Here is a 23,369-nt window from a genome sequence, read left to right on the forward strand (position 1 = left end):
CCGCACCACGTCTCCATCTGCCTAATGACACGGTCCGTCTGGCTGAAGGCCGACGACACTGTCGGTGACTGGGAGACGCGCAAGCGACGCATCACGACCGGCCTGGAGGCCGGCGTCGACTGGGTGCTCGTCGACGACGAGGACGTCGAGCGCGTCCGCGAACTCGGCTCGGTGAACGTCGCGGCGTTCCGCACGGACGACGGCGACGTCATCGAGGAGGCCGACAGCGAGGAGCCCGCCGAGCCCGACGCGTACGTCGTCGGGAAGGACGGCGAGGGCGACGGCACCGTCGACCTGCCGGAGGACTTCTCGGGGAGCGCGGACCTCTCCACGATTCGCCGCGGCAACGCCGACGCCGCCTACGTCCGCATCCTCGACGAGCGCTACGAGGCGTTCGCCGAGGAAGCCGCTCAGGACGCCGAACACACCATCGTCGTCGGCGAGGACTGGACCATCATCCCGCTGGAGAACCTCATCGCGCGCATCGGCGACGAGACCACGCTCGTCGCGGGCGTCGAATCCGCGGCAGAAGCCGAGACCGCCTTCGAGACGCTGGACATCGGCGCTGACGCCGTGCTACTGGACAGCGACGACCCGGACGAGATTCGCCGCACCGTGCAGGCTCGGGACGCCGCCGAGCGCGAGCGCCTCGATCTCGCGTGGGTCACCGTCACGGAAATCGAGGAAGCCGGGAGCGCGGACCGCGTCTGCGTCGACACGGGCACCCTCATGGAGGACGACGAGGGGATGCTCGTCGGGTCGATGTCCCGCGGGCTGTTCTTCGTGCACGCCGAGACCGCGGAGTCGCCGTACGTCGCGTCCCGCCCGTTCCGTGTGAACGCGGGGGCCGTCCACGCCTACGTCCGGACGCCGGACGGCGGCACGAAGTACCTCGCGGAACTCTCCAGTGGCGACGAAGTGCAGGTCGTCGACCGCGAGGGCCACACGCGGACCGCGGTGGTCGGCCGCGCGAAAATCGAGAAGCGCCCGATGTTCCGCGTCGAAGCCGAGACCGAGTCCGGCGACCGCATCGAGACGCTGCTCCAGAACGCCGAGACCATCAAAGTCTCCACGCGCGAGGGCCGCACCGCCGTCACGGACCTCGACGAGGGCGACGAGATTCTGGCCTACCTCGAAGAGGGCGGTCGCCACTTCGGCGAAGCCATCGACGAGCGCATCATCGAACAGTAAGGAGCCGTCGGCCGCTACGCGGATTCGGCGTCGTCGGTCGCGGTGTCGAAGCGCGTCGTACACCACGGACAGAAGTCGAGGTCGCTGTCGAGTTCTTTGCCGCACTCCGGACATTCGACTGGTTCGCCAGCAGCGTCCGCGTCGGCCCCGCCGGGCGTCGGCACGCGCTCGGCGACCTCGTTCGCCGTGTCCCGCACCGCGACGAGGTACGCGTCGACGACGTTCAGCACGCGAATCACCAGCAGGCTGAGCGTCACTTCCAGCCCGAAGCTCTCGCTGGCCTCCACGAGGCCCGCGAAGCCGTCGGTCTGGAACGCCTGGTACGCCGACTCGGGGACGACCAGCGCGGCCGTCACGAGCGCGAGCACGAACCACGAGACGGCGCGTACCCAGCGCCGCAGGTAGACGTGTCCGAGGCCGGGGTAGACGAAACCGAGTACCGCCGCGATGACGCCGCGTCGATTGACCACAGTTACCGGGACTCGGGGCCGCGCGCTCCTAAAGCCACCGAACGGCGACTACTGGAGGTTGTCCACGAGCGTACGCAGCGTCGCGGCGTCGTACTGGCCGGGCGCGGTCGCGTTCTCGGGGTCGGCGGGCGCGTACCCGATGCGGGAGCCGTACAGCGGCGCGACCGCACGCGTGTGCCGGCCTGCCTCCCCCATCGCCATCGTGGCGACGGGCGCGTCCACCGCGCTGAACTCGTGGGTGACGCGCAGCAGGTCCAGCGCGTCCCCGTTGCCCTCGGCGGTGACTGCGAGCTTCCCGACGTCCCCCAGCGAGCACGCTTCGCCCAGCAACTCCGCGAGCACGCCCATCTCGGGCGTCCCCTCGAAGTCGTGGACGGAGACGATGGCCGCGGTGTCCTCGGCTCGCGCGGCCGCCAGCGCCTCCACGCCGTCGCCGTCCTCCTCCGTGAGCGCCGCGAGTTCGACGTCGATGGCGTCTACGCAGTCGGTGCGCGCGGCCTCCGCGAGCGCGTCGATGCGGCCGTCCTCGCCCGCCTCGCCGCCCTCCCACTCGGCGCGATTCGTCGCGATAATCGGGAGCTCGCCGTCGTAGTCGTCGAGCCCCGGCAACGGGTCGTCGGCGAGGTCCATCCGGAACTCGACGGCGTCGGCGTGCTCGCGGGCGGCCGGCTCGTCCCCGAGGTCGGAGACGGGCGCCGCCAACACGAACTCCTCGAAGTCCATGGGGTGTCCTGTGCGGGCCGCCCGCAATACGGTTTCGGAGTCCTGGGCGAGATTCGCCGTCTTTCTTCGACGAACTACTTCACGCCTCTACCTCCTCGAAAGCCCCGGCGGGCTCGCTCACGGGTCGCTACGCTCCCCGTTCGCGATTTCCGTGGCCTCCCTCCGGTCGGCAACGCATTCGCGGTCGCTCGCGGACATATCTGCTCGCTACGCTTGCAGATAGAGGCCCGCGAGACGACCAAGCAAGCGCGAGCCCGCCGCCCCTTTCAGTCCCGGAAGACTCACTGCGTTCGTCTTCCGCCCCTGCGACCGGTTGGGAAGCCGGGAGACGCGCGGCTGTCGTCTCGGAAAGCGCGGAAAAGCGGCGCTACGGTCGGAACGGAGCCGGTTAGACCGGAATCGTGTCTTCGGCTTCGAGCAGCTCGTGGTAGCGGTTGCGGATGGTGACCTCGGAGATGTCCGCGACCTCCGAGACCTTCGCCTGCGTGGTCTTCTCGTTGGTCAGCAGCGCGGCGGCGTACACCGCGGCCGCGGCGAGGCCGACCGGGCTCTTCCCGGAGTGGACGCCCTTGTCCTTCGCGGTCTTGAGGAGTTCGCGGGCGCGGTGGGCGGACTCGTCGGAGAGCTCCAGCGACGAGGCGAACCGCGGGACGTAGCTCTCGGGGTCGGCGGGCGCGACTTCCAGACCGAGTTCGCGGACGACGTAGCGGTACGTGCGCGCGATTTCGGACTTCTCGACGCGGGAGACGTCCGCAATCTCGTCGAGGCTGCGCGGGACGCCGGCCTGTCGGGCGGCGGCGTACACGCAGGAGGTCGCGACGCCCTCGATGGAGCGGCCGGGCAGCAGGTCGTCCTCGAGCGCGCGGCGGTAGATGACCGAGGCGGTCTCGCGGACGTTGTCCGGGAGGCCGAGCGCGGAGGCCATGCGGTCGATTTCGCCGAGCGCCTGCTTGAGGTTGCGCTCTTTGGCGTCGCGGGTGCGGAAGCGCTCGTTCCACTTGCGGAGGCGCTGCATCTTCTGGCGCTGGTTCGAGGACAGTGAGTTGCCGTACGCGTCCTTGTCGCGCCAGTCGATGTTCGTCGACAGCCCCTTGTCGTGCATCGTGTTCGTGGTGGGGGCGCCGACGCGGGATTTCTCGTCTTTCTCTTTGGAGTCGAACGCGCGCCACTCGGGCCCGCGGTCGATGCCGTCCTCCTCGACCACGAGGCCGCAGTCGGCGCAGACCGACTCGCCGTGCTCTTCGTCCTGGACGACGAGACCGCCACACTCCGGGCAGCCGTCCGTCGTCTCTTCTTCGTCCGTGCGCTCCTGCTCTCGGGAGCGCATGCGTGCATCTGTCATTAGCGTGAAATCACCGGAAAACCCGGGTGAGTCGTAGCCAATCGGTTGGGACAAAACACACTTAACCGTTGCGCTATTCCGACGAGGGGAGACCCAATCGCGTCGGTTTTTACCACGGGGAACGAACCCACGGGCATGCGCGTCGTCTCGCTCGCACCGAGCGCCACAGCCACTGTCGCCGCCCTCGGCGGCAGCGACCGGCTCGTCGGCGTTACCGCACATTCCAGAGATATCGACGCCCCCGTCGTCGGCGGCTGGCTGAACCCCGACTTCGAGACGGTGGCCGACCTCGACCCGGATATCGTTCTCACCAGCGACGCCCTCCAGCGCGACGTCCGGGACGACTTCCGCGACCGCGGCTTCGACGTCCACCACGTCGAGCCAGCGACGCTCGACGACGTCCTCTCGTCGTTCGCGGAAATCGGTGACGCCGTCGGCCTCCCCGACACAGGAATCGAATTGGGAGCCGAGAGCCGCGAGCGCGTCCGAGAAATCCGGGAAACCGCACCGGAAGACGGCCCGGTCGTCTACTGCGAGGAGTGGTCGGACCCGCCGATGGCTGCCGGAAACTGGGTACCCGACGTGGTGGAAGCCGCGGGCGGCCGCTATCCGTTCGTGGATGCCGGCGAGCGCTCCCGCGAGGTCGAAGCGAGCGCGGTCGAGGCCGCCGACCCCGAGCACGCCGTCGTCCACGTCTGCGGGAAGGGCGACAGCGTCGACCCGGACTTCGCGGGCCGCGGCTGGACGTTCGACGCCGACGTCCACGTTATCGACGACAGCCTCCTCAACCAACCGAGCCCCCGACTGCTCGACGGCCTCGAAATGCTCGCCGCGCGAATCCGCGGCGACTAAGGCGCGGGCCCTCGGATTCCCGGTATGCGAGTCGCAGTCGGCTCCGGGAACCCGGTGAAGCGTGACGCGGTCGCGGCCGCACTCCCGGACGCGACAGTCGAATCGGTCAGCGTCGCCAGCGGCGTCCCCGAACAGCCGTGGGGCGACGACGAAACTATCGAGGGCGCGCAGAACCGTGCGGAGCGCGCGCTCGACGCTGGCGAGTACGACCTCGGTGTCGGTCTCGAAGGAGGAGTTGCAGAACGCGATGACGACCTCTTCCTCATCATGTGGGCGGCCGCGAGCGACGGCGAACGCGTCGAAATCGGCGGTGGGCCCCGGATGCGCCTCCCGGACGACGTGGCCGCACGGCTGCACGACGGCACGGAACTCGGCCCCGTGATGGACGACCTGCTGGACACCTCGGGTGTCGCGGAGAACCAGGGTGCGGCGGGCGTGCTGACTGGTGGCATCACGAACCGAACGGAAGCGCTGCGAACGGCGGTCGCTGGCGCGCTCGGGCCGTTCGTCACCGACTACTACTGACTACTCCTCGACGGCAGCGGCGTCCGCCGAGAGGTCCGCCTCGTCGCCCTCGACGGCTTCCGTCAGGGAGACGTCCAGCCAGGTCATCGACACGGCGCCGCCCGCGACAGTCACGACGTTCTTCACGACGTGGTCGACGATGGCGACACTGAGCGCAGACTCGAATGGGACGGGAAGCAACGTCCAGACGATGGCCGCGAACGCCGCCTCGTAGATGCCGATACCGCCCGGCGGTCCCGGGATGACTTTCGCGAGGTTGCCGATGCTGACGGCGAAGAAGCCGACCGCGAGCAGGCTCACGAGCGCGACGTCGAAGCCGAACGCGAGGAAAATTAATAGGGCAGTGGCGACGTCGATGGCCCAGATGAGTACGCTCGTCCCGCCGATGCGCGCGAACGCGCGGCCGTCCGCGGCGACCCGCTGGATGTCGCCGACGAACTGCTCGAAGACGCTCGCCACCATCTCCGTATAGGAGTCGTCGCTGGCCCACTCGACGACCCGTCGCACGTAGTTGGTATCCGAGCGCGCCGACCAGACGATGGCGACGACCGCGGCGAGCGCGAGCACGCCCACCGCGGAAGCCACGACGACGGCCTGCTGGAACGCCTCTGACTCGTCCCCGCCTAGCCCTTCTCCCGCCGCGGTCGCCGCGAGTTCGGCGACCGTCTCGGGTGCGAACGCCGCCAGCGCGACCAGTACGCTGCCCGCAAGCACCGCGATGGTGAGCAGGTCGAAGACGCGCTCGACGGTCAGCGACGCGAACCCCGTCGTGTACGGGATGTTGCGCCGCGCTTTCACGACGTACGCGCGGATGGCGTCACCAACACGTGCAGGTATCACGAGGTTTCCGGTCTGGCTGATGAACACCGCACCCATCAGGAACCACGTGTTCTCGCGGTAGCCCAACTCCGCGAGGATGTCGCGGTAGCGCAGGCCGCGCAGCGGCCACGACGTCAGGTAGACGACCGCGCCCGCCGCGACCAGCGCGGGGTCCGCGTCCTGTACGGCGTCCACGAATGCGCCGACGTCGATGTAGACGAACATCAGCGCGAACGCCAGCACCGAGAGCAGCACGCCGACGACGGTGCCCGTGCGGCGGTTCGCGTACGGGCTCACGTTGAATTCCCAGAAGCAGCGCAGAATCTGGCTGCCCATCCCGAAGACGTCCCGCACCAGGTCGACTTTCGAGTCGCCCTTCGGCGTCCAGTCGACGGGGAACTCCGCGACCGTGAACCCGCGGCGCTGGGCGCGCACCAGCATCTCCGTGTCCCAGAACCAGTGCTCGTCCTCGACCTCGTCGACGAGGCTCTCGAAGGCCTCGCGGCTGAACGCCTTGAAGCCGCACTGGTGGTCGCGCAGGTCCGAGCCCAGCAGCGTCCGCACGGCGAGGTTGAACCCCCGCGAGGGGATGCCGCGCTTGGCGGGACGGTCGGCCTGCTCGCCGGGAATCCACCGCGAGCCCGTCGCGACGTCCGCGTCCCCGGAGCGCACGCTCTCGATTAGTTCTTCGAGGTGGCGCATGTCCGTCGCGAGGTCCGTGTCGAAGTACGCCAGCGTGTCCCCGTCCGCCGCCCGGAACGCGGCGTTCAGCGCGCCACCGCGGCCCAGCCGTTCGTCGCTGTGGAAGTGGCGGACGCGGTCGTCTTCTGCGGCGAGCCGCGAGGCGATTTCGGGCGTCTCGTCCTCGCAGCCGTCCTCCGCGACGATGACCTCGTAGCTGCCGGCGGGGAGGAAGGCGTCGAGCGTCGAGAGCGTCGTCCGGACCGTCCGCTCGATGGTGTCGGCCTCGTTGTAGGCGGGGAGGACGACGCTCACTTCGACGCTCGACGCTGTCATTATCCGAGAATTCGGCCGTGACCGGGTAAGAACTTTCTGCCTCGGGGCGCGCAACGCGGTGTTAACCGCGCCTACCAATACGCCCGCTCCGGGCCATCACCCCCGGCACGGAGCACACCAAAACCGCAAGACAGCGGCCGATTTACCACACGTACCAAACCCCTCTTGGGGTGGCCGTGCCACTGTACTGGTATGAGCGCGACAGCCGCGGCGAGTCAGGCACTCACCCCGAAGCAGCGTCGCATCCTCGACTACCTCCGCGACCACGCCGACGACCGCACGTACTTCAAGTCGCGGCTCATCGGCGACGAGCTCGACCTCTCCGCGAAGGAGGTCGGCGCCAACATGCCTGCCATCGAGGCCGGCGAGTTCGACATCGACGTCGAGCGCTGGGGGTACTCCTCCTCGACGACGTGGAAGGTCGAGGCCTGACCGCCGTCTGACGGTTCGGCCCGCGCGGACTCGTCATCCACCCGCGCGGGATTCGCGTTCTCCCCGGCCCTGCCGGGAATCCAGTGTCTGTCGCAGTCCCACTCGGGCTGCACTCGTTTTCTGCTACGGAGCGGCCGCTACGGGTCGGGACACGAGCACACGATTCGACTCGCAGTCAGGGTTCGTAGGAGAGAAGGTCGGCGGCCTCGCCGGCGAACTCGGCGGCGTTCGCGTCGAAGGAGTCGGCGTACCGAACGAGCAACGTGATGAGCGTCTCCGGGCGCTCGACGGCGTAGCCGTCCGCCCGCGAGAGCACGCCCGCGTCCTCCAGTTGCGCGGCGTACTTGCTCACCGTTGCCGGCGACACGTCCAGCGACTCCGCGAGGTCGCTGGCGGTCGCGTCCGGATTCCGGAGGAGTTCGACGACCATCCCGCGCGGCGTCTCCCGGCGGAGGTAGCCGAGCGCGCGCTTCTCGAACGGTGAGAACCGCTCTGCGGGGAAGAAGCGCTTGTAGTCGCCGTCGCGCTCGCTCTCGACGGCGGCCTCCTCCAGCAGCCGTCGGAGGTGGTGTTGGGTCTCTCCGGTCCCCAGTTGGAGGTCGTCCCGGAGTTTCGAGAAGTGCGCGCCCGGCGTCGCCGTCACGTAGCCCGTGATGGCGTCGCGGACGTCGCTGTCGCCGCCCTCGCCGTCGTCGTCACCGCCGGCGAGTCGCGTCAGCGGGCTCGCTGCGCCCACGGCGGCGAACCGGCGGAGCGTCGAGCGCTTGTCCTCGTCGATACCCATCTACGTGGTCGTAAGCGGTCACCCGAGAAAAACGTTCGGTACCGGATAGCACGCCAGCGCCGACGCGTTACGCGTCCTTCTCGTCGTCACCGCTGGGGGCGCTGTCGCCCGTATCGAGTTCCTGGTCCATCTCCTCGATGACCTCGTCGGTCGACGTCAGACCGGCGTCCTCGCCGCGCTGGACGGCCTCGGCCTGCTCTTCGAGCTTCTCGGGGTCGATGTCGGCTTCCTCGCTAATCTGATTGAGAATCTCGTCGATGTTGTCGAGGCCGATGAGTTCGCGGGTCTCGGCGTCGAATTCGAGGCTGTCGAGTTCGGTGCCGCCGCCGGCCACGTCGCTGCCGGCGAGGTGCTTGCCGTACCGGCCGACGAGGCTGGTGACCTCCTGCGGGAGGATGAACGTGTTCGACTCGCCGTCGCCGATGCCCTCCAGCGTCTCCATGCCCTTCTCGATGATGGCGCGCTCGCCCATCGACTCGGCGGACTTCGCGCGCAGCACGGTGGAGATGGCGTCACCCTGCGCTTCCAGAATCTGGGACTGCTTCTCCCCCTGTGCGCGGATGATGTTCGACTGCTTGTCACCCTGCGCGTTCTCGATGGCGGACTGCCGTTCCCCCTGCGCTTCGAGAATCATCGCGCGGCGGCGACGCTCGGCGCTGGTCTGTTGCTCCATCGCCTTCTGGACCTCCTGGGAGGGGTTGACTTCCCGTACCTCCACGCTCTCGACGCGAATCCCCCACTCGTCGGTTGGTTCGTCCAGTTCCGTGCGGATTCGCGCGTTGATTTCCTGGCGCTTGTTCAGCGTGTCGTCCAGTTCCATGTCGCCCAGCACCGCGCGCAGCGTCGTCTGCGCGAGGTTCGAGACGGCGGTCTTGTAGTGGTCGACTTCGAGGAACGCCCGCTTGGCGTCCCGCACGCGGATGTACACGACGGCGTCGGCGGTCACCGGCGAGTTGTCGCGGGTGATGGCTTCCTGCCGGGGTACGTCGATGGTCTGCGTGCGCATGTCGAAGGGGTACGTGCGCGCGACGAACGGCGGCACGATGTTGATACCGGGTTCGAGGAGGCCGCGGTACTCCCCGAACACCGTGAGCGCTTTCTTCTCGTAGGCGTCCACGATTTCGACGGTCTCGTAGACGACGACGGCCAACAGCAGCAACAACAGCAGTCCGACTGCTGGTATCACTGCGCCGCCCGTCTGTAGCGGGGTCAATTCCATGTGTGAACGTTCGGCGAGCGGACAATAAGTGTTGGTACGCTTCGCGCCGCGAGCGACCGCCGCCCCGCAGAATCAGGCGCTTTCGGTGTCGCCGCGGTCCCGGTCGAGTTCCCGGTCGATGTCGTCGGCCCCGTCGACGGCTTCCACGGTGAGGATGTTGCCGCCGCCGGGGTCGACGACCATGACTTCCGTGTCCTCCTCGATGGTGCCCGAGATGCTGCGCGCGCCGTACGTCGGGTTGAACCCGCCGGATTCGAGTTTCACGCGACCCGAGCGCGGTGTCACCTCTTCGAGGACGTAGCCGCGCTTCCCGCGGAGGTCCTCCGAATCCAGCGTCTGGCCGCGCCCCGTCCCCTGGTAGATGTCGTAGTTGCGGTACAGGTAGAGCGAAATCAGCCCGATGCCGAGCACGAGGCCCGCGAGCACGAACGGCGTCGCCGCAGCCGGCACGAACAGCCCGATGAGGCCGGCGGCCAGGAGCGCGACGCCGAGGACGATGAGGTGTGCACCCGGCGCGAGCGCCTCCATGATGCACAGCGCCGTCCCGGCGAGGACGAGCAGGAACGACAGCGACTGTCCGAACAGTTCGGCCATACCCGGGAGTTAGGCGCGCGGCGGGAAAACCGTTTACCCGCGTGGTCGGCCGCAGCGAGGCCACGTCAGAGCGAACGCGGAGCGTGTGCCCGACCGCAGGGAAGGCACAGAACGGCGAGCGGGGAACGAAGTAAGCCGCGAGTGGAGTGACCCGCGAGCCGCGTGGCCGAGCGTAGCGAGGCCACGTCAGAGTGAGCGCGGAGCGAAGCGATGCGCGAGCCGCGTGACTACTCCGAAACAGGTCGCCCTTTCAGAACAGCAGGAGCGCGAGCACGCCGACCATGGCGGCGACGCCGAGCAGGAAGAACGCGACGTTCTCCGGGTTCGGCGACCCGGGTTCGATGGCTCGCACGTCGGGTTCGGCGTCGGGGCCGACTTCGTCGACCTCGTAGCGCCACGCGCGCTCGTCGTTCTCTGACATACTCGCTTCTACTCTATCGACGTGGAAAAACTCGCGGGTTCGATGGGTTCAGGACTCGCCGGCGTAGACGACGCCGCGTTCGCCGTCCACGGTGACGGTGTCGCCGTCCGCGATGTCGTCGAGGTCGGCGTCCCCGACCATCGGCACGTCGAGTTCGCGCGCGACCATCGCGGGGTAGCCGGTCATCCCGGACTGGGCGCTCACGATGCCTACAATCTTCGAGAGGTCGCCGTGGAACTCGTCGTCGAAGTCCGGGCCGAGCACGACCACCGCGCGCTCGGGGACATTGGAGAGGTCGCCGTCGTCGAGCACCGCGACGGGCGCGGTGATGCGCCCCTTCACGACGGACTGGCCGACCGTCAGCGTCTCCGCGGCGACGTGGACTTTCAGCGTGTTCGTCGTGCTCGCGCCTTCGAGGTCGGTCATCATGCCGACGAGGACGACCACGGTGTCGCCGCTGTCGACGATGCCCGAGTCGACCGCCGACTGGACCGCGTGCTCGACGACCGTCGTCGCGTCGCCCTCCGCGACTGCGGCGTACTCGGCGTGGACGCCCCAGTTGAGCGCGAGTTCGCGGCGCACGCGGTGGGAGGGCGTCGCACAGACGACCGGGACGCGCGGGCGGAACTTCGCAGCCTTCCGCGCGGTGTAGCCGGATTCGGAGGCGACGACGACCGCGCTCGCGTCGATGTCGCGGGCGAGGTAGCGCGCCGACCGCGCGAGCGCGTCGGTCTTCGCCGTGCCGTCCGCGGTCGGGACGCGTTGCTCCTGCAGTTCGGCGTACTCGCCGCTGGATTCGACTTCGCGCACGATGCGGTCCATCGTCTCCACGACGCGCGTCGGGTTGTCGCCGACCGCGGTCTCGGCGGACAGCATCACGGCGTCCGTACCGTCGAGAACGGCGTTCGCGACGTCGCTGGCCTCGGCGCGCGTCGGCCGGCGCGCGTGCACCATCGAGTCGAGCATCTCCGTCGCGGTGATGACGGGGACGCCGGCGTCCCGGCACTTCCTGATGATGCGCTTCTGAATCATCGGCACGTCCTCCATCGGGCACTCCACGCCGAGGTCACCGCGCGCGACCATCACCCCGTCGGCGGCTTCCACGATGCTGTCGAGGTTGTCGACGGCACCCGCGCGCTCGATTTTCGCGACCACGGGCACGTCGGCGCCGAACGATTCGAGCACGCGCTCGACTTCGAGGACGTCGTCGGCGTCCCGCACGAAGCTCGCGGCGACGTAGTCGACCTCTTCCTCGGCCGCGAGTTCGAGGTCGCGGCGGTCCTTCTCCGTGACCACGTCGAGGTCGAGGTCGACGCCCGGGACGTTCACACCCTTCCGGCTGCCGAGTTCGCCGCCGGACTCCACGCGTGCGGTGACGACGTCGCCCTCGACGTCCTCGACGACGGTCTCGATGCGGCCGTCGTCCAGCAGCACGCGGTCCCCGGGTTCGGCCGCCGCGACGCTCGTCGAGAGGCCGATGGTCTCGCCCGTCGTCTCGCTGCCCGGTACGAAGTCCACCAGTCCCCCGGTCTCGATGTGAACTGGTTCGTCGGTCTCGGCCGTCCGGACCTCCGGCCCCTTCGTGTCCAGCATGACGGCGACTGGTTTCTCGGTCAGCTCGTCGACCCGCCGCGCCGTCCCAATCAGGTCGCGGCGGTCGTCGAGGTTGCCGTGGCTCGCGTTGATGCGCGCGACCGACATCCCCGCCTCCACCAGCGACCGTATCGACGACTCGTCGTCTGTCGCCGGTCCCAGCGTACAGACGATTTTCGCGTTTCTCATACGCCGCGGCTACGACGCCGCCACGCAAAAACGTACGTGATTAACTCGCCGCCGAGTTACAGCCCGGCCACAGCGACTTTTCGGCGGCCGACACAACCCCCGCGTATGCCGACGTACGCCGCCATCGCCAACGTCGAGACCGGCCAGTTCCAGAACGCCCAAGAACTCGCTGCTATCTGGGGCGACGTCCGCGCCGACCTCGAAGCCCAGGACTGCGACCTCCGGGACGCCTACGTCCTCCTCGGCGAGCGCGACGTCCTCCTCCTCTTCGACGCCCCCGACCGCGAAGCTGCCCTCCAAGCCTCTATCGCCGCCGAACGCTACGGCATCGACATGCAGACCATGGAAGCCATGGACGTCGAGAAACTCGGCGACATCGTGGAGGATCTCTAGAACGCACTTTTTCCAGCGCTCGGCGCGCGTAGCGCGCCGTCGCTTGCAAAAACTTGCGGAAAAAGCACTCCTCTTTCGGTCCGTTCCGTCCCTCAGTCGTCGGCCCGCGCTCACTGCGTTCGCGCGGTGAACCGCTCGCCTCGGGTCTTTCAGACCGCTCGGCTCGCGGATGCTTGACGCCGGTCTACGTAATCAGGTGACGAGTATTCGCGGCGCGAACGGTCCGTAGGTCCTGAGCGCCGCGATTCTCCGCGCGACCGTAGGGAGCGCGGGCGTCGAGGACCCCGTAGTGGGGTCCGACGGCGCTTTTTCCCCAAGTTTTTGCAAGCGAACGCGCCGAAGGCGCGTGAGCGCAGGAAAAAGTGGCTATTTTATCTTCGTGCCCGGTTCGCTGTCCTCGTGCGTGGTGAGGAGGTCGGCGTCCTCGCCGGCGGCGAGAATCATGCCGTTGGACTCGACGCCGAACAGCTCGGCCTTCTCGAGGTTCGCGACGATGACGACGCGCTTGCCCGGCAGTTCGTCGAGGTCGTGGAGCTGCTTGATGCCCGCGACGATCTGACGGACCTCGTGGCCGATGTCGACTTCGAGGCGCGCGAGGTCGTCGGCACCCTCGATGCCTTCCGCAGCCTCGATTTCGCCGACGCGCAGGTCGAGGGCTTGGAAGTCCTCGAAACTGACGCGCTCGTCGGCGAGCGGTTCGAGTTCGGTCTCGGATGCTTCGCTCACGTCCTCGCTCTCTTCCTCGCCGCTACTAGCGGCTTCGATTTTCTCCTGGAGCTTCTCGTCGAGTTCCTCGACGCGCTCGTCCTCGACCTTCGTGAACAGCTCCTCGGGCTCGCCGAACGCCGCGGGCGGTGCCTGCAGACAGTCGCCGATGGTCGCGTCCGCCACGGAATTGTCCTCCTCGATTTGCGCCCATATCTCGTCGGCCTTCTCGGGGATGAACGGCTGCAGCAGGACCGCGACGGCCTTCACGAGCTGCACGCAGTCGCGGATGACCGGTGCGGCCTCCTCGTCGTCGAGCTTCCAGGGCTCGTTGCGCTGGATGTACTCGTTGCCGTAGCGAGCGAGCGCGACCGCGCGCTCCCCAGCGGATTTGAGGTCGTAGTCGTTGAGCGCGTCCTCGTAGTCGTCCATTGCGTCCGCGATTTCGGTCTCGACGTCCGCGGAGACGTCCGCGTCCGGCGTCCCGTCGAAATTCCGGGTCGCGAACAGCAGCGCGCGGTAGACGAAGTTCCCGACGACGTCCGCGAGTTCGCTGTTCACGCGCTCGGCGAACCGGTCCCACGAGAAGTTCACGTCGCGCTCGAACCCGCTGGCGGTCGCCATGTAGTACCGCAGCAGGTCCGGGTGGAACCCCTCGTCGAGGTACTCCTCGGCCCAGATGGCGCGGTTCTTCGACGTCGAGAGGCCCTTGCCGTCGATGTTCACGAACCCGGTCGCGCAGACGGCGCGCGGCTCGGCGTAGTCGGCGGCCTCCAGCATCGCCGGCCAGTAGACGGTGTGGTGCTGGATGATGTCGCGGCCGATGATGTGGACGATGTGGCCGTCGCCGTCCTTCCAGACGGGCTCCCAGTCGAAGTCGCCCGTGCGCTCGCTGTACTGCTTGGTGGTGGAGACGTACTCGATGGGGGCGTCCACCCAGACGTACAGCACGAGGTCGTCCGAGCCCTCACCGGGGTAGTCGATGCCCCAGTCCATGTCCCGCGTGATGCAGAAGTCCTCCAGTTCGCCCTCGATCCACTCGCGGGGCTGATTCTGGGCATTGCTCGTGCCCTCGAGTCGGTTGATGAACCCCTGGAGGTGCTCCTGGACGTCCGAGAGCCGGAGGAACTTGTGGTCGCGCACGCGGTACTCCGCGGGGTTGCCGGTGAGCGTGGAGACGGGGTCTTCGATTTCGCCGGGTTCGAGGTGGCGCTGGCAGCCCTCGTCGCACTCGTCGCCCCGGGCGTGCTCGCCGCAGTACGGGCACGTGCCCTCGACGTAGCGGTCGGGGAGCCACTGGTCGGCCTCGGGGTCGTAGGCGACGTTGATTTCCTTCTCGTGGACGTGGCCGTTCTCCTCCCACTTGCGGACGAACTCTTTCGTGAGCTCGGTGTTGGTCTTGTCGTGGGTGTGGCCGTACTGGTCGAAGTCGACGTTGAATTTCGGGAACGTCTGTTCGTACTGTTCGTGGTGACGGAGCGCGAACTCCTCGGGACTGACGCCTTCTTCGGCGGCGTTGACGGCGATGGGGGTGCCGTGCATGTCGCTCCCGGAGACGTAGATGGCGTCCTGGCCGAGTTTCCGGAGGCCGCGCGTGAACGCGTCGGCGTTCACGTAGCTACGCAGGTGGCCGATGTGGAGGTCGCCGTTGGCGTACGGCAACCCCGCAGTGACCACCGTCTGCTCGTCGGTCGGGAAGTCCTCGTAGGTCATGGTTTTCCGTTCTTCCGGCGCGGGCCTAAAGCCCGCTGGTTGCGTCTCGGCGTTCCGGTTTCGTCGTCACGCGACGAACAGCACGCCCTCGATGAGCGCGATGGTAATCGCGAGGCGGCCGACGCTGCCGGCGAACGTCGCGAGCGCGAACCGCCGGTAGTCCTTCTCGATGACGGAGAACGCGTACAGCGAGATGGTGTCCGGGAAGAACGGCACGCTGAGCCCCACAGCCATCCCGTAGTAGCCGTACGTCTGAACGAGCTCGACCATGCGAGTCTTCGACCACTCGACGGGGTCGAAGCCGAGCCGGCGGAGCGCGCGCACGACGACGCTGGAGTGGCTGGCGCCGTGGCCGACCGAGAGCGCGATGACGCTGCCGAGGGACTTCCCGACGCCGCTGACGACGACGACGACCGCGACGAGTGCGGGGCCGGGGAGGCCGAGGCCGAGCGTCGCGGCGCTCCCGCAGACGTAGCCGGCGGGACACAATACGACTTCGCTGGGCAGCGGGAGGACGAACGCGATGAGGAACGAGTAGACGAAGATGATGCCGAGTCCCGGCCAGCCCGTCGCGGCACGGACCGCTCCCTCGACGGCGCTGAGGTCGATGGAGAGCGCGAGCAGAACGGACGAGAGCACTGTCTATGTGGTGGACTGTCGCGGGATTAAACGTTACCGACACCGGACAGCGCCGCGAGGAACTCGTCAAGCATCTCGCGGGTGACGTGGGGCATGCAGACGACGCGGAGTTCGCCGGTGGCCGTGCGGGAGATGCGCCACCCCTCGTCGCGGAGCGCCTCGAACTCGGTGTCCGAGAGGTCGGCAGCGACAAGCGGGAGCACGGGGTCGACGACGTCGTAGCCGCGGGCGTCGAGTTCCGCGGCGAGGTAGTCGGCGTTGGCCTGCGAGCGCTCGTACTGGTCGCGGTAGCCGTCCGGCCAGAGCGCGTCGAGGGCGGCGTGGGTGCCGGCGACGCCCGCGCCCGAGCGCGTGCCGCCGAGCGTCGGCTGCGTGTCGGATTCGAGGTAGGGGGTGTCGATGGCGAGCGCGTCCAGCGTCTCGGCGTCCCGCGCGAGGAAGCCACCGGCGGGAATCGGTGCCTGCCCCATCTTGTGCGGGTCGATGGTCATCGTGTCGACGGGCGCGTCCGCGAAACTCCACTCGTGGTCGGTGAACGGGAGGACGAACCCGCCCCACGCGGCGTCGACGTGGAGGCGCGCGTCCACGTCCGTGGCGACGTCCGCGAGCGCAGGAATCGGGTCGACGCGGCCGTACTCGGTCGTGCCGGCGACGCCGACGACGAGCGCGGTGTCGTCGTCCGCGAGGTCGACGACGCTGTCCACGTCCACGCGGTGGTCGTCGTTCGTGGGCACGAGCCGGAGTTCGACGTCGAGCACGTCGGCGGCCTTCTGGAAACTGAAGTGCGCGCTCTCGGGCGCGACGACGTTCACGTCGCCGTCGGCGAGGTTGCGGGCGGCACGAACTGCCTGAATGTTCGCTTCGGTGCCGCCGGAGCCGACGTAGCCGTGCGGGTCGTCGAGTCCGACGACGTCGCCGAGCGCGTCGACCGCTTCGGTTTCGAGGTCCGCGACGGCGGGGTAGGTCGCGGGGTCGCCGGGGTTGTCGGCGAGGAACGCCACCGCGGCGTCGCGGGCGGCCGGGTGGGGCTCCGTACACATCGAGGAGAGCACGCGGTCGAAGTCCTGCGGGGTGGGCGTCGGCTCCGCGCGTGGCATACTGTCTGCCAGTCGAAGGAGCGATTTAGCGGTTCCGCTCTCGGGTCAGTCTTCCGTGAGGTAGCGGATGCGCTCGGGGACGGGCGGGTGCTGGTAGTGGAACGTCTCGTACAGCGGGTGCGGGAAGGGGTTGCCGAGGTTCTCGCTGGTGAGCGCGGCGAGCGCGCCCGCGAGCGGCTGGCCGCCGTCCATCACGTCCACGGCGAACGCGTCGGCCTCGCGCTCGTTCGCGAGCCAGAGCCGGTTCGAGAGCGGGCTGGCGAACTGGCTCACGGGTTCGACCCATAGCGCCGCGAGCAGCAGGCCCGCGGCGGGCACCTCGGGCGCGCCGAACATCGCGTACAGCCACGACGACTCCACGAGGAACTGCGCGACGAACAGGAGGATGCCAGCCTGCACGACGCTGGCGGCCATCCCCTGCCAGATGTGGCCCTTCTTCCAGTGCGCGAGTTCGTGCGCGAGCACGCTCTGGAGTTCGGTCTCGTCGAGCTGGTCGACGAGCGTGTCGAAGAGGACGACGCGCTTGGTCGCGCCGAAGCCCGTGAAGAACGCGTTCGAGTGCCCGGAGCGCGAACTGGCGTTCATCACGTAGACGTCGTCGCAGGTGAAGCCGGCGCGCTCGAAGACGTCGTCGACGGCGTCGCGGAGGCTGGAGTCCTCGACTGGCTCGAAGTCGTAGAACAGCGGGAGGAACACGCGCGGCACGATAATCTGGGTAGCGAGCAGGAAGACGCCGACGACGCCGTTGGCGGCGAGCCACCACCACTCGGGGAACGCGTCCACGACGAACAGCACGGCCGCGCCGAGTGCAGCGACGAGGGCGACGGTGAACGCGGTGCTGACGAGTTTGTCGCGGACGAACAGTTTCGGCGACTGCTCGTTGAAGTCGAACGCGTCCTCGACGGCGAACGTCTCGAAGGCGTCGAAGGGCACGCGCAGCAGTTGGAACGCGAGCGCGGCCCCGACGAACACCGCGACGCCCGCGAGCAGGTCGTTCCCGATTGTGTCGTAGGCAGCCGCGACGGCGCCCCCGAACAGGCCGGTGTAGAGCACGAGCAGGACGACGCCGAGCACGACGACGCTCTGCAGTTGGCCGGCGGCGGTCGTCAGCCGGTGGTAGTCCAGCAGCCGCTCGGGGTCGTCGACGCCGACGGTGTCGGCCAGCCACTCCGTGCGCTCGCGAACGGTGCGGTCGGCGTGCCGGACGTTCAGCGCGGCGAGCGCGACGAAGAAGCCGGTCGAACCGGCGACCAACAGCAGGAAGACGGCGTGATACGCGAGCATACTCCGGGATAGGACCCCGGCGGTGAAAACGTCTGTCGTGTCGCCGAGCGGACTGGAGGAACGTGCGGGTGGGAGAGGTGTGCGGTTAGTCCCGGACGGAGTCGAGGATGAGGCGCTGTTCGACGCGCTTGACCTCGTGTTGGACGTCCCGGACGGCGTCGATGTTCGCGGAAATCGAGGAGATGCCGGTCTCCACGAGGAAATTCACCATCTCGGGCTTCGAGCCGGCCTGCCCGCAGATGCTGGTGGCGACGTCGTGTTCGCGGCACGTCTCGATGGCGCCCTCGATGAGGTCCAGGACGGCGGGGTGGAGTTCGTCGAAGCGGTCGGCGACGTTGCCGTTGTTCCGGTCGACGGCGAGCGTGTACTGCGTGAGGTCGTTCGTGCCGAACGACGCGAAGTCGATGCCTTCGGCGGCGAGTTCCTCGACGGAGAGCGCGGCCGCGGGCGTCTCGATCATCGCCCCCCAGGTGCGCTTCTCGGTGTCGAGGCCGACCTCGGTCATGAGTTCGCGGGCCTGGCGCACGTCGTCGGCGTCGTTCACGAGCGGGAACATGATTTCGACGTTGTCGTAGCCCATCTCGTACAGTTCCTTGAACGCCTCCAGTTCGTGCTTGAACACCTCGGGGCGGTCGAGGCTGCGGCGGATGCCGCGGTAGCCCAGCATCGGATTGTGTTCGTGGGGTTCGTCGCTGCCGCCCTCCAGTTGCCGGAACTCGTCGGTCGGCGCGTCGAGCGTGCGGACGCGGACGGGGCGCGGGTAGAACTCCTCGGCGACCGTGCGCACGCCGGAGACGAGTTCGTCCACGTAGGCGTCCTCGCCGTGGTCTTCGATGTAGCGCTCGGGCGTCTTGTTCGTGGAGAGAATCATGTGCTCCGTGCGGAGCAAGCCGACGCCGTCGGCTCCGGTCGCGGCGGCGCGCTCGGCGGCCTCGGGAATCGAGACGTTGACCTTCACCTCGGTCGCGGTCATCGGCTTCACGGGCGTCGTCGGGCGCGCTTCCTCGATTGGCTTGCGCTCGGACTCCTCCTCGGTGCGGCCCTCGGTGATGGTTCCGCGGTCGCCGTCGAGCGTGATAATCTGGTCGTCGTGGAGCACGTCCGTGGCGTTCGTCGCGCCGACGACCGCGGGACAGCCCAATTCGCGGGAGACGATGGCGGCGTGGCTGGTCATGCCACCCTCGTCGGTGACGATGCCGGCGCCGCGCTTCATCGCGGGCACCATGTCCGGGGTCGTCATCTCGGTGACGATGATGTCGCCCTCGCCGACCTTGTCGAGCTGGTCGAGCTTGGTGACGACGCGAGCCGGGCCCGAGGCGATGCCGGGGCTCGCGCCGAGGCCGTTCACGAGTTCCTCGCCGGTTTCGCCGTTTTCGGTCATCTCGGTGTCCTCGTCGATGGTCGTGATTGGGCGGGACTGCAGCATGTAGATGTCGCCGTCAGTCATCGCCCACTCGACGTCCTGTGGTTCGCCGTAGTGCTCCTCGACGCGCTCGCCGATGGTGACGAGGTCCAGAATCTCCTCGTCGGAGAGCACGCGCTGCTCGCGCTTCTCCGCGGGGACCTCGCGCTCGACGGTCTCGCCGGTGTCGGGGTCGCGGACGCACATCACCTTCTTGTCCGCGACCGAGACCTCCTCGACGGTGTTCGTGTCGCGGTCGACGTGGTAGTTGTCCGGGGAGACGGAGCCGGAGACGACTGCCTCGCCGAGCCCCCACGCGGCCTCGATGATGGCCTCGTGAGCGCCCGTCGAGGGGTGACTCGTGAACATCACGCCGGACTTTTCGGCGTCGACCATCTTCTGGACGACAACCGCGATGTCGACCTTGCGGTGGTCGAAGCCCTGCTCCTCGCGGTAGTAGATGGCGCGCTGCGTGAACAGCGACGCCCAGCAGCGCTTCACGCGGTCGATGAGGTCCTCGCGGGTGATGTTGAGGAACGTCTCCTGTTGGCCCGCGAAACTCGCGTCCGGGAGGTCCTCGGCGGTCGCCGACGACCGCACCGCGACCGACGCCTGTCCGTCGTCCAAGTCGTCGTACGACGACAGGATGTCCTCTCGAATGTGCTCCGGGAGTTCGGTGTTGAGGATGAGGTCTTTCGCGGCCGCTTCGGCGTCGGCGAGCGCGCTGGAGTCCTCGGGGTCGACTTCGACGGCGTCGAACAGTTCGTCGTCGATGTTCGCGTCCTCGATGAACGTGCGGTACGTCCCCGCGGTCACGACGAACCCCGGGGGGACGGGGAGCCCGGCGTCCGTGAGTTCGCCGAGCGACGCGCCCTTGCCGCCGACACTGTCGATGTCGTCGGCCCGTACGTCTTCCAGCCATCGAACAGCCATTGACAGGTAGATACACCGGAACGGCTCATAAGAAGGTTGCGAACGGCTCATGCGCAATAATTGCAAACTCGGTTCCGAGTACTGATTGTCCGTTCGAGGCGTGGTCGCCGCCGACTGTGCTCGCCTCGCAACCGCCAGCGGAGGATTTTAGCCGGCGGCTCGTCACCACTCGGGCATGGACGCGAAACGCGCAGCCGTTCACGCTGGCAAGTACTTCCTGTTCACGTCCGCGTTCGCGGTCGTCGGCCTCGCGCTGGTCGGCGGCGGCATCGCGCTCGGCGGGCTCGAAGCGTGGGATATCCTCTCGGCGGACTCCTCGGCGACGGGCCAGGCGCTGTCGGCCGCCGCGCCCGGCATCGCACTCGCCGTCGCGGGCCTGCTCGTCTACCGCTTCGGGAAGGCGTGGTCGCTGTACAAGACGCTCACCGCCGCCAACGAGGACGCGCTCTCGGACACCTTCGACACCCAGCACGTCAAAAGCGACATCGTCAGCGTGCTCGACGACCGGCTCGCGGACATGCAGAACGACCTCCAGTCGGTGAACCGCGAGCTCCGCAAACTCAAGGAGGACGACGCGTTCGAATTCGGCGACGCGCCGAATTCCAAGGACTAGGCTTCGAGGATGTCGTCGGTCTCGGCCGGCGGCACCTGGAGGTCGCCGTCGAGCGTTTCCACGGCCGTCCCGCCGACTTTCGGCGCGCCGCCGTCCTGCACGCGCACCCGAACGCGGCCCGGGCGGTCGACGAAGTGCCCTTGCTCGAAGACCATCTCCTCGGCGACGTCGCCGCCGAACGCCGCGTAGTGTTCGAGGTACGCGCCCGCCGCACCGCTGGCCGTCCCCGTCACGGGGTCCTCGTCGATGCCCACGCCCGGCACCCACGCACGCCCGTGGAGCGTCGACGCGCTGGCCAGCGCGTCGAACGAGAACGCGTACACGCCAGCCGCGCCCACTTCGTCGGCGAGCGCTTCGATTGCGTCGAAGTCCGGACTCGCGTCGCCCAGGTCCGAGAGGTACGTCACGGGCGCGACGAGGAACGGCAGCCCCGTCGAGGCCACTGCCAGTGGCAGGTCGTCGCTGGCGCCCCGGAGCGCCTCCTCGTCCAGCCCCGTCGCAGCCGCGACACGCTCGTAGGTCACGTCCACTTCCCGGATTTCGGGTGGGTTCTGCGTCATCCACACCGTGCCGTCGTCCTCGACGTCGACGTCGAGCACGCCGACGTTCGTCTCCAGCGTGTGCTCGCCCGCCTCGATGGCACCGTCCGCGAACAGGTGCGCGTGGCTCGCGATGGTCGCGTGCCCGCAGAGGTCCACTTCGGTCGTCGGCGTGAAGTACCGAATCCGGCGGTCGGCGTCGTCGCTCTCGCGGACGAACGCCGTCTCGCTCGCGCCGAGTTCGGCGGCGATGGCCTGCATCTGTCCCTCCGTCAGGTCGTCGGCGTCCGGCACCACGCCAGCCGCGTTCCCCGCGCACGGCTCGTCGGTGAACGCGTCCACGAGGAGCGCTCGCGTCGCTGTCATGGACGCGGCTTCTCGCTCCCGCGTGTTGCGTGTTTTCCTTCCCTACCCGAGCCAGCCCGCGAGGTCCGTCACGACTGCTTCGGCGACGTTCCCGCCCCGGAAGTACTCGTTCGGGTTCGGGTCGCCCGCGCCGGCCACGAACAGGTGGTTCAGGTCGTCGTACAGCGCCGTGTTGGACTCGCTGAGCGCGTCCTGCCACGCGGGGAAGTCCTCGGTCGGACTCACCTGGTAGTCGCGGCCACCCTGTAGCGCGTACACCTCGCCGTCCAGCGACGTCGCAGTCGCCACGGGGTCGTACTCCGCGACCGCGCGCCAGAAGTCCGCGCTCCACGCGAAGCCGCCGCTCTCGTAGTTGCCGTTCGCGAGCCGTTCGGCGGTCGCTTCCGCGTCCTCGATGCGCGAGCGTTCGGCATCGGTCACCGTATCGTCGAGGTTGGCGAGGTAGCGCAGTTGGTCGGGGACGAGTTCGTACAGCGGGCGCGACGGCGCGGCGAGCAGGAACGCGGCCGCGTCGCCGTCCCGTTCGGCGACGTAGGGGGCGGCGTACCCGCCGAGGCTGTGGCCGACGACCGCGGAATTGCTCACATCCGTCTCCGCGCGCAGGCGGTCGAGCGCGGTCAGCGCGTCGTCGGCGACGAGCGCGTCGAACCCGAGGTCACCGGTCGCCACGTCGCAGGCGTACGTGCGCTTGTCGTACCGCAGCACGGCGACGCCCTCGGTCGCCAGCCCCCACGCGAGGTCCTTCAGCGGCTTGTTCGGGCCGATGGTCTCGTCGCGGTCGTTCGGTCCCGAGCCGTGCACGAGCACGACGCCGGTGTCCGCGCCGTCGGTCGGCACTGTCAGCGTCGCACCCAGGTCGCAGGCCGGCGAGTCGAGCGCCAGTTCGCGCTCCTCGAAGGCGGACTCGTCGGCGTACGTGGGCGGCGAGTACGCCCCCTGGAGCGGCACGAACTGCAGCCCCTCGATGGACGCCTGTTCGAAGGCCAACTGCACGCCGAGCACGCCCGCCTCGAACTGCGCCTGCACGACGAGCACGTCGTAGCCGCCCGTCGGCTCTCGAGTCGTCCCCGAGATACCCTCGAAGCGGCCGTAGTCGGCGGTCGTCTGCGTCCAGTCGGTCTCCAACCGCGCGGCGGAGTACTGGCTCCGAATGTTCTCGGAGAGCATCCCGAACGCCGTCTCGTACTCGCCGGCCGCCAGCGTCTGCACGAACTCGATTGCTTTCTCGCGTTGGTCGGCGTCGCTGACGGTCGTCGGCGTAGTCGTAGTCGACTCCGCCGTCGTCTGGGTCGGCGCGGTCGTGGCTCCGTCGCCGTCGCCGCCCGAACAGCCCGCGAGGCCGGCAAGCGCGACTGCGGCCGCGGACTGGAGGACCCGACGGCGACTGTGGTTGGTCGACGTGTCGTTGGAGGGCGTGGTCACGTGGCCCGCTTCGACCACGCGCGGCTTGAACGTTTCCCGCGTTCTCGCTGACTGACTCGCTGACACGTTCAGGCGGCCGAGCGCACCTGTAA

The 23,369-nt window shown here is 68.4% G+C and carries 22 protein-coding genes; 6 read left to right on the plus strand and 16 right to left on the minus strand.

Features of this window, described 5'->3' with window-relative positions; translation table 11 throughout:
* Positions 1-24: 24 nt before the first annotated feature.
* A complete protein-coding gene (locus tag LPA46_RS01370; protein WP_230891042.1) occupies positions 25-1,191 on the plus strand; it encodes a 3-dehydroquinate synthase II in 1,167 nt (388 codons plus the stop codon).
* 14 nt (positions 1,192-1,205) lie between these two features.
* On the opposite strand, the gene LPA46_RS01375 is transcribed toward LPA46_RS01370, so the two are convergent.
* The 3 genes from LPA46_RS01375 to LPA46_RS01385 all read right to left on the minus strand — a co-directional run bounded on the left by LPA46_RS01375 (position 1,206) and on the right by LPA46_RS01385 (position 3,726).
* The gene (locus LPA46_RS01375) at positions 1,206-1,661 is read right to left on the minus strand and encodes a zinc ribbon domain-containing protein (protein WP_230891043.1); all 456 of its coding nucleotides are present in this window, start codon (positions 1,659-1,661) and stop codon (positions 1,206-1,208) included.
* A gap of 48 nt (positions 1,662-1,709) precedes the next feature.
* Positions 1,710-2,384, minus strand: a complete 675-nt coding sequence (locus tag LPA46_RS01380; protein WP_230891044.1) for a type I 3-dehydroquinate dehydratase — start codon at positions 2,382-2,384, stop codon at positions 1,710-1,712.
* A gap of 388 nt (positions 2,385-2,772) precedes the next feature.
* Positions 2,773-3,726 carry a transcription initiation factor IIB gene (locus LPA46_RS01385; RefSeq protein WP_059055800.1) on the minus strand — a complete coding sequence of 318 codons (954 nt, stop codon included), beginning with the start codon at positions 3,724-3,726 and terminating at the stop codon, positions 2,773-2,775.
* A gap of 135 nt (positions 3,727-3,861) precedes the next feature.
* On the opposite strand from LPA46_RS01385, the gene LPA46_RS01390 reads away from it, so the two are divergent.
* Together LPA46_RS01390 and LPA46_RS01395 are read left to right on the plus strand one after the other, a co-directional pair.
* Positions 3,862-4,578 (plus strand): cobalamin-binding protein, encoded by a 717-nt coding sequence (locus tag LPA46_RS01390; protein ID WP_230891045.1) that lies wholly within the window; start codon positions 3,862-3,864, stop codon positions 4,576-4,578.
* A 24-nt stretch (positions 4,579-4,602) separates the two neighbouring features.
* On the plus strand, positions 4,603-5,103 hold the full coding sequence (locus LPA46_RS01395; RefSeq protein ID WP_230891046.1) for a DUF84 family protein: 501 nt from the start codon (positions 4,603-4,605) through the stop codon (positions 5,101-5,103).
* Here LPA46_RS01395 and LPA46_RS01400 read toward each other — a convergent pair whose 3' ends face one another.
* Complete coding sequence (locus tag LPA46_RS01400; protein WP_230891047.1) at positions 5,104-6,939, minus strand: flippase-like domain-containing protein; 1,836 nt, start codon at positions 6,937-6,939, stop codon at positions 5,104-5,106.
* A 192-nt stretch (positions 6,940-7,131) separates the two neighbouring features.
* Here LPA46_RS01400 and LPA46_RS01405 point away from each other — a divergent pair, with 192 nt between their 5' ends.
* Positions 7,132-7,371: a DUF7123 family protein gene (locus tag LPA46_RS01405; RefSeq protein WP_230887757.1), complete on the plus strand. Its 240-nt coding sequence runs from the start codon at positions 7,132-7,134 to the stop codon at positions 7,369-7,371.
* Positions 7,372-7,546: 175 nt separating this feature from the next.
* On the opposite strand, the gene LPA46_RS01410 is transcribed toward LPA46_RS01405, so the two are convergent.
* From LPA46_RS01410 to pyk, 5 genes are all read right to left on the minus strand, one after another.
* A complete protein-coding gene (locus tag LPA46_RS01410; protein WP_230891048.1) occupies positions 7,547-8,155 on the minus strand; it encodes a winged helix-turn-helix transcriptional regulator in 609 nt (202 codons plus the stop codon).
* Positions 8,156-8,222: 67 nt separating this feature from the next.
* Positions 8,223-9,374 (minus strand): SPFH domain-containing protein, encoded by a 1,152-nt coding sequence (locus LPA46_RS01415; protein WP_230891049.1) that lies wholly within the window; start codon positions 9,372-9,374, stop codon positions 8,223-8,225.
* 72 nt (positions 9,375-9,446) lie between these two features.
* Positions 9,447-9,968 carry an NfeD family protein gene (locus LPA46_RS01420; RefSeq protein WP_230891050.1) on the minus strand — a complete coding sequence of 174 codons (522 nt, stop codon included), beginning with the start codon at positions 9,966-9,968 and terminating at the stop codon, positions 9,447-9,449.
* 250 nt (positions 9,969-10,218) lie between these two features.
* Complete coding sequence (locus LPA46_RS01425; protein WP_230887753.1) at positions 10,219-10,389, minus strand: DUF7312 domain-containing protein; 171 nt, start codon at positions 10,387-10,389, stop codon at positions 10,219-10,221.
* Positions 10,390-10,437: 48 nt separating this feature from the next.
* Entirely contained in the window at positions 10,438-12,171 is a 1,734-nt protein-coding gene (pyk, locus tag LPA46_RS01430) for a pyruvate kinase (RefSeq protein WP_230891051.1), read from the minus strand.
* A 105-nt stretch (positions 12,172-12,276) separates the two neighbouring features.
* Here pyk and LPA46_RS01435 point away from each other — a divergent pair, with 105 nt between their 5' ends.
* Positions 12,277-12,564: a GYD domain-containing protein gene (locus tag LPA46_RS01435; RefSeq protein WP_230891052.1), complete on the plus strand. Its 288-nt coding sequence runs from the start codon at positions 12,277-12,279 to the stop codon at positions 12,562-12,564.
* 366 nt (positions 12,565-12,930) lie between these two features.
* Here the strand turns inward: LPA46_RS01435 and metG are convergent, their stop codons facing one another.
* From metG to ppsA, 5 genes are all read right to left on the minus strand, one after another.
* The gene (gene metG, locus LPA46_RS01440; protein ID WP_230891053.1) at positions 12,931-14,982 is read right to left on the minus strand and encodes a methionine--tRNA ligase; all 2,052 of its coding nucleotides are present in this window, start codon (positions 14,980-14,982) and stop codon (positions 12,931-12,933) included.
* Between the two features lie 66 nt (positions 14,983-15,048).
* Positions 15,049-15,621 carry a VTT domain-containing protein gene (locus tag LPA46_RS01445; protein WP_230887749.1) on the minus strand — a complete coding sequence of 191 codons (573 nt, stop codon included), beginning with the start codon at positions 15,619-15,621 and terminating at the stop codon, positions 15,049-15,051.
* Positions 15,622-15,647: 26 nt separating this feature from the next.
* The gene (mfnA, locus tag LPA46_RS01450) at positions 15,648-16,718 is read right to left on the minus strand and encodes a tyrosine decarboxylase MfnA (RefSeq protein ID WP_230891054.1); all 1,071 of its coding nucleotides are present in this window, start codon (positions 16,716-16,718) and stop codon (positions 15,648-15,650) included.
* Between the two features lie 45 nt (positions 16,719-16,763).
* Positions 16,764-18,002, minus strand: a complete 1,239-nt coding sequence (locus LPA46_RS01455) for a M48 family metallopeptidase (RefSeq protein WP_230891055.1) — start codon at positions 18,000-18,002, stop codon at positions 16,764-16,766.
* 85 nt (positions 18,003-18,087) lie between these two features.
* Positions 18,088-20,337, minus strand: coding sequence for a pyruvate, water dikinase (gene ppsA, locus LPA46_RS01460; RefSeq protein WP_230891056.1), 2,250 nt, complete (start codon positions 20,335-20,337; stop codon positions 18,088-18,090).
* A 175-nt stretch (positions 20,338-20,512) separates the two neighbouring features.
* On the opposite strand from ppsA, the gene LPA46_RS01465 reads away from it, so the two are divergent.
* The gene (locus LPA46_RS01465) at positions 20,513-20,950 is read left to right on the plus strand and encodes a hypothetical protein (RefSeq protein ID WP_230891057.1); all 438 of its coding nucleotides are present in this window, start codon (positions 20,513-20,515) and stop codon (positions 20,948-20,950) included.
* On the opposite strand, the gene LPA46_RS01470 is transcribed toward LPA46_RS01465, so the two are convergent.
* Entirely contained in the window at positions 20,947-21,855 is a 909-nt protein-coding gene (locus tag LPA46_RS01470) for a PhzF family phenazine biosynthesis protein (protein WP_230891058.1), read from the minus strand. The two genes, LPA46_RS01465 and LPA46_RS01470, sit on opposite strands and share 4 nt — an antisense overlap.
* A 42-nt stretch (positions 21,856-21,897) precedes the next feature.
* Positions 21,898-23,277: an alpha/beta hydrolase gene (locus tag LPA46_RS01475; protein WP_230887743.1), complete on the minus strand. Its 1,380-nt coding sequence runs from the start codon at positions 23,275-23,277 to the stop codon at positions 21,898-21,900.
* Positions 23,278-23,369: the final 92 nt, after the last annotated feature.

The organism is Halobacterium sp. KA-6 (assembly GCF_021029015.1).
In the GTDB taxonomy this organism is placed as follows: domain Archaea; phylum Halobacteriota; class Halobacteria; order Halobacteriales; family Halobacteriaceae; genus Halobacterium.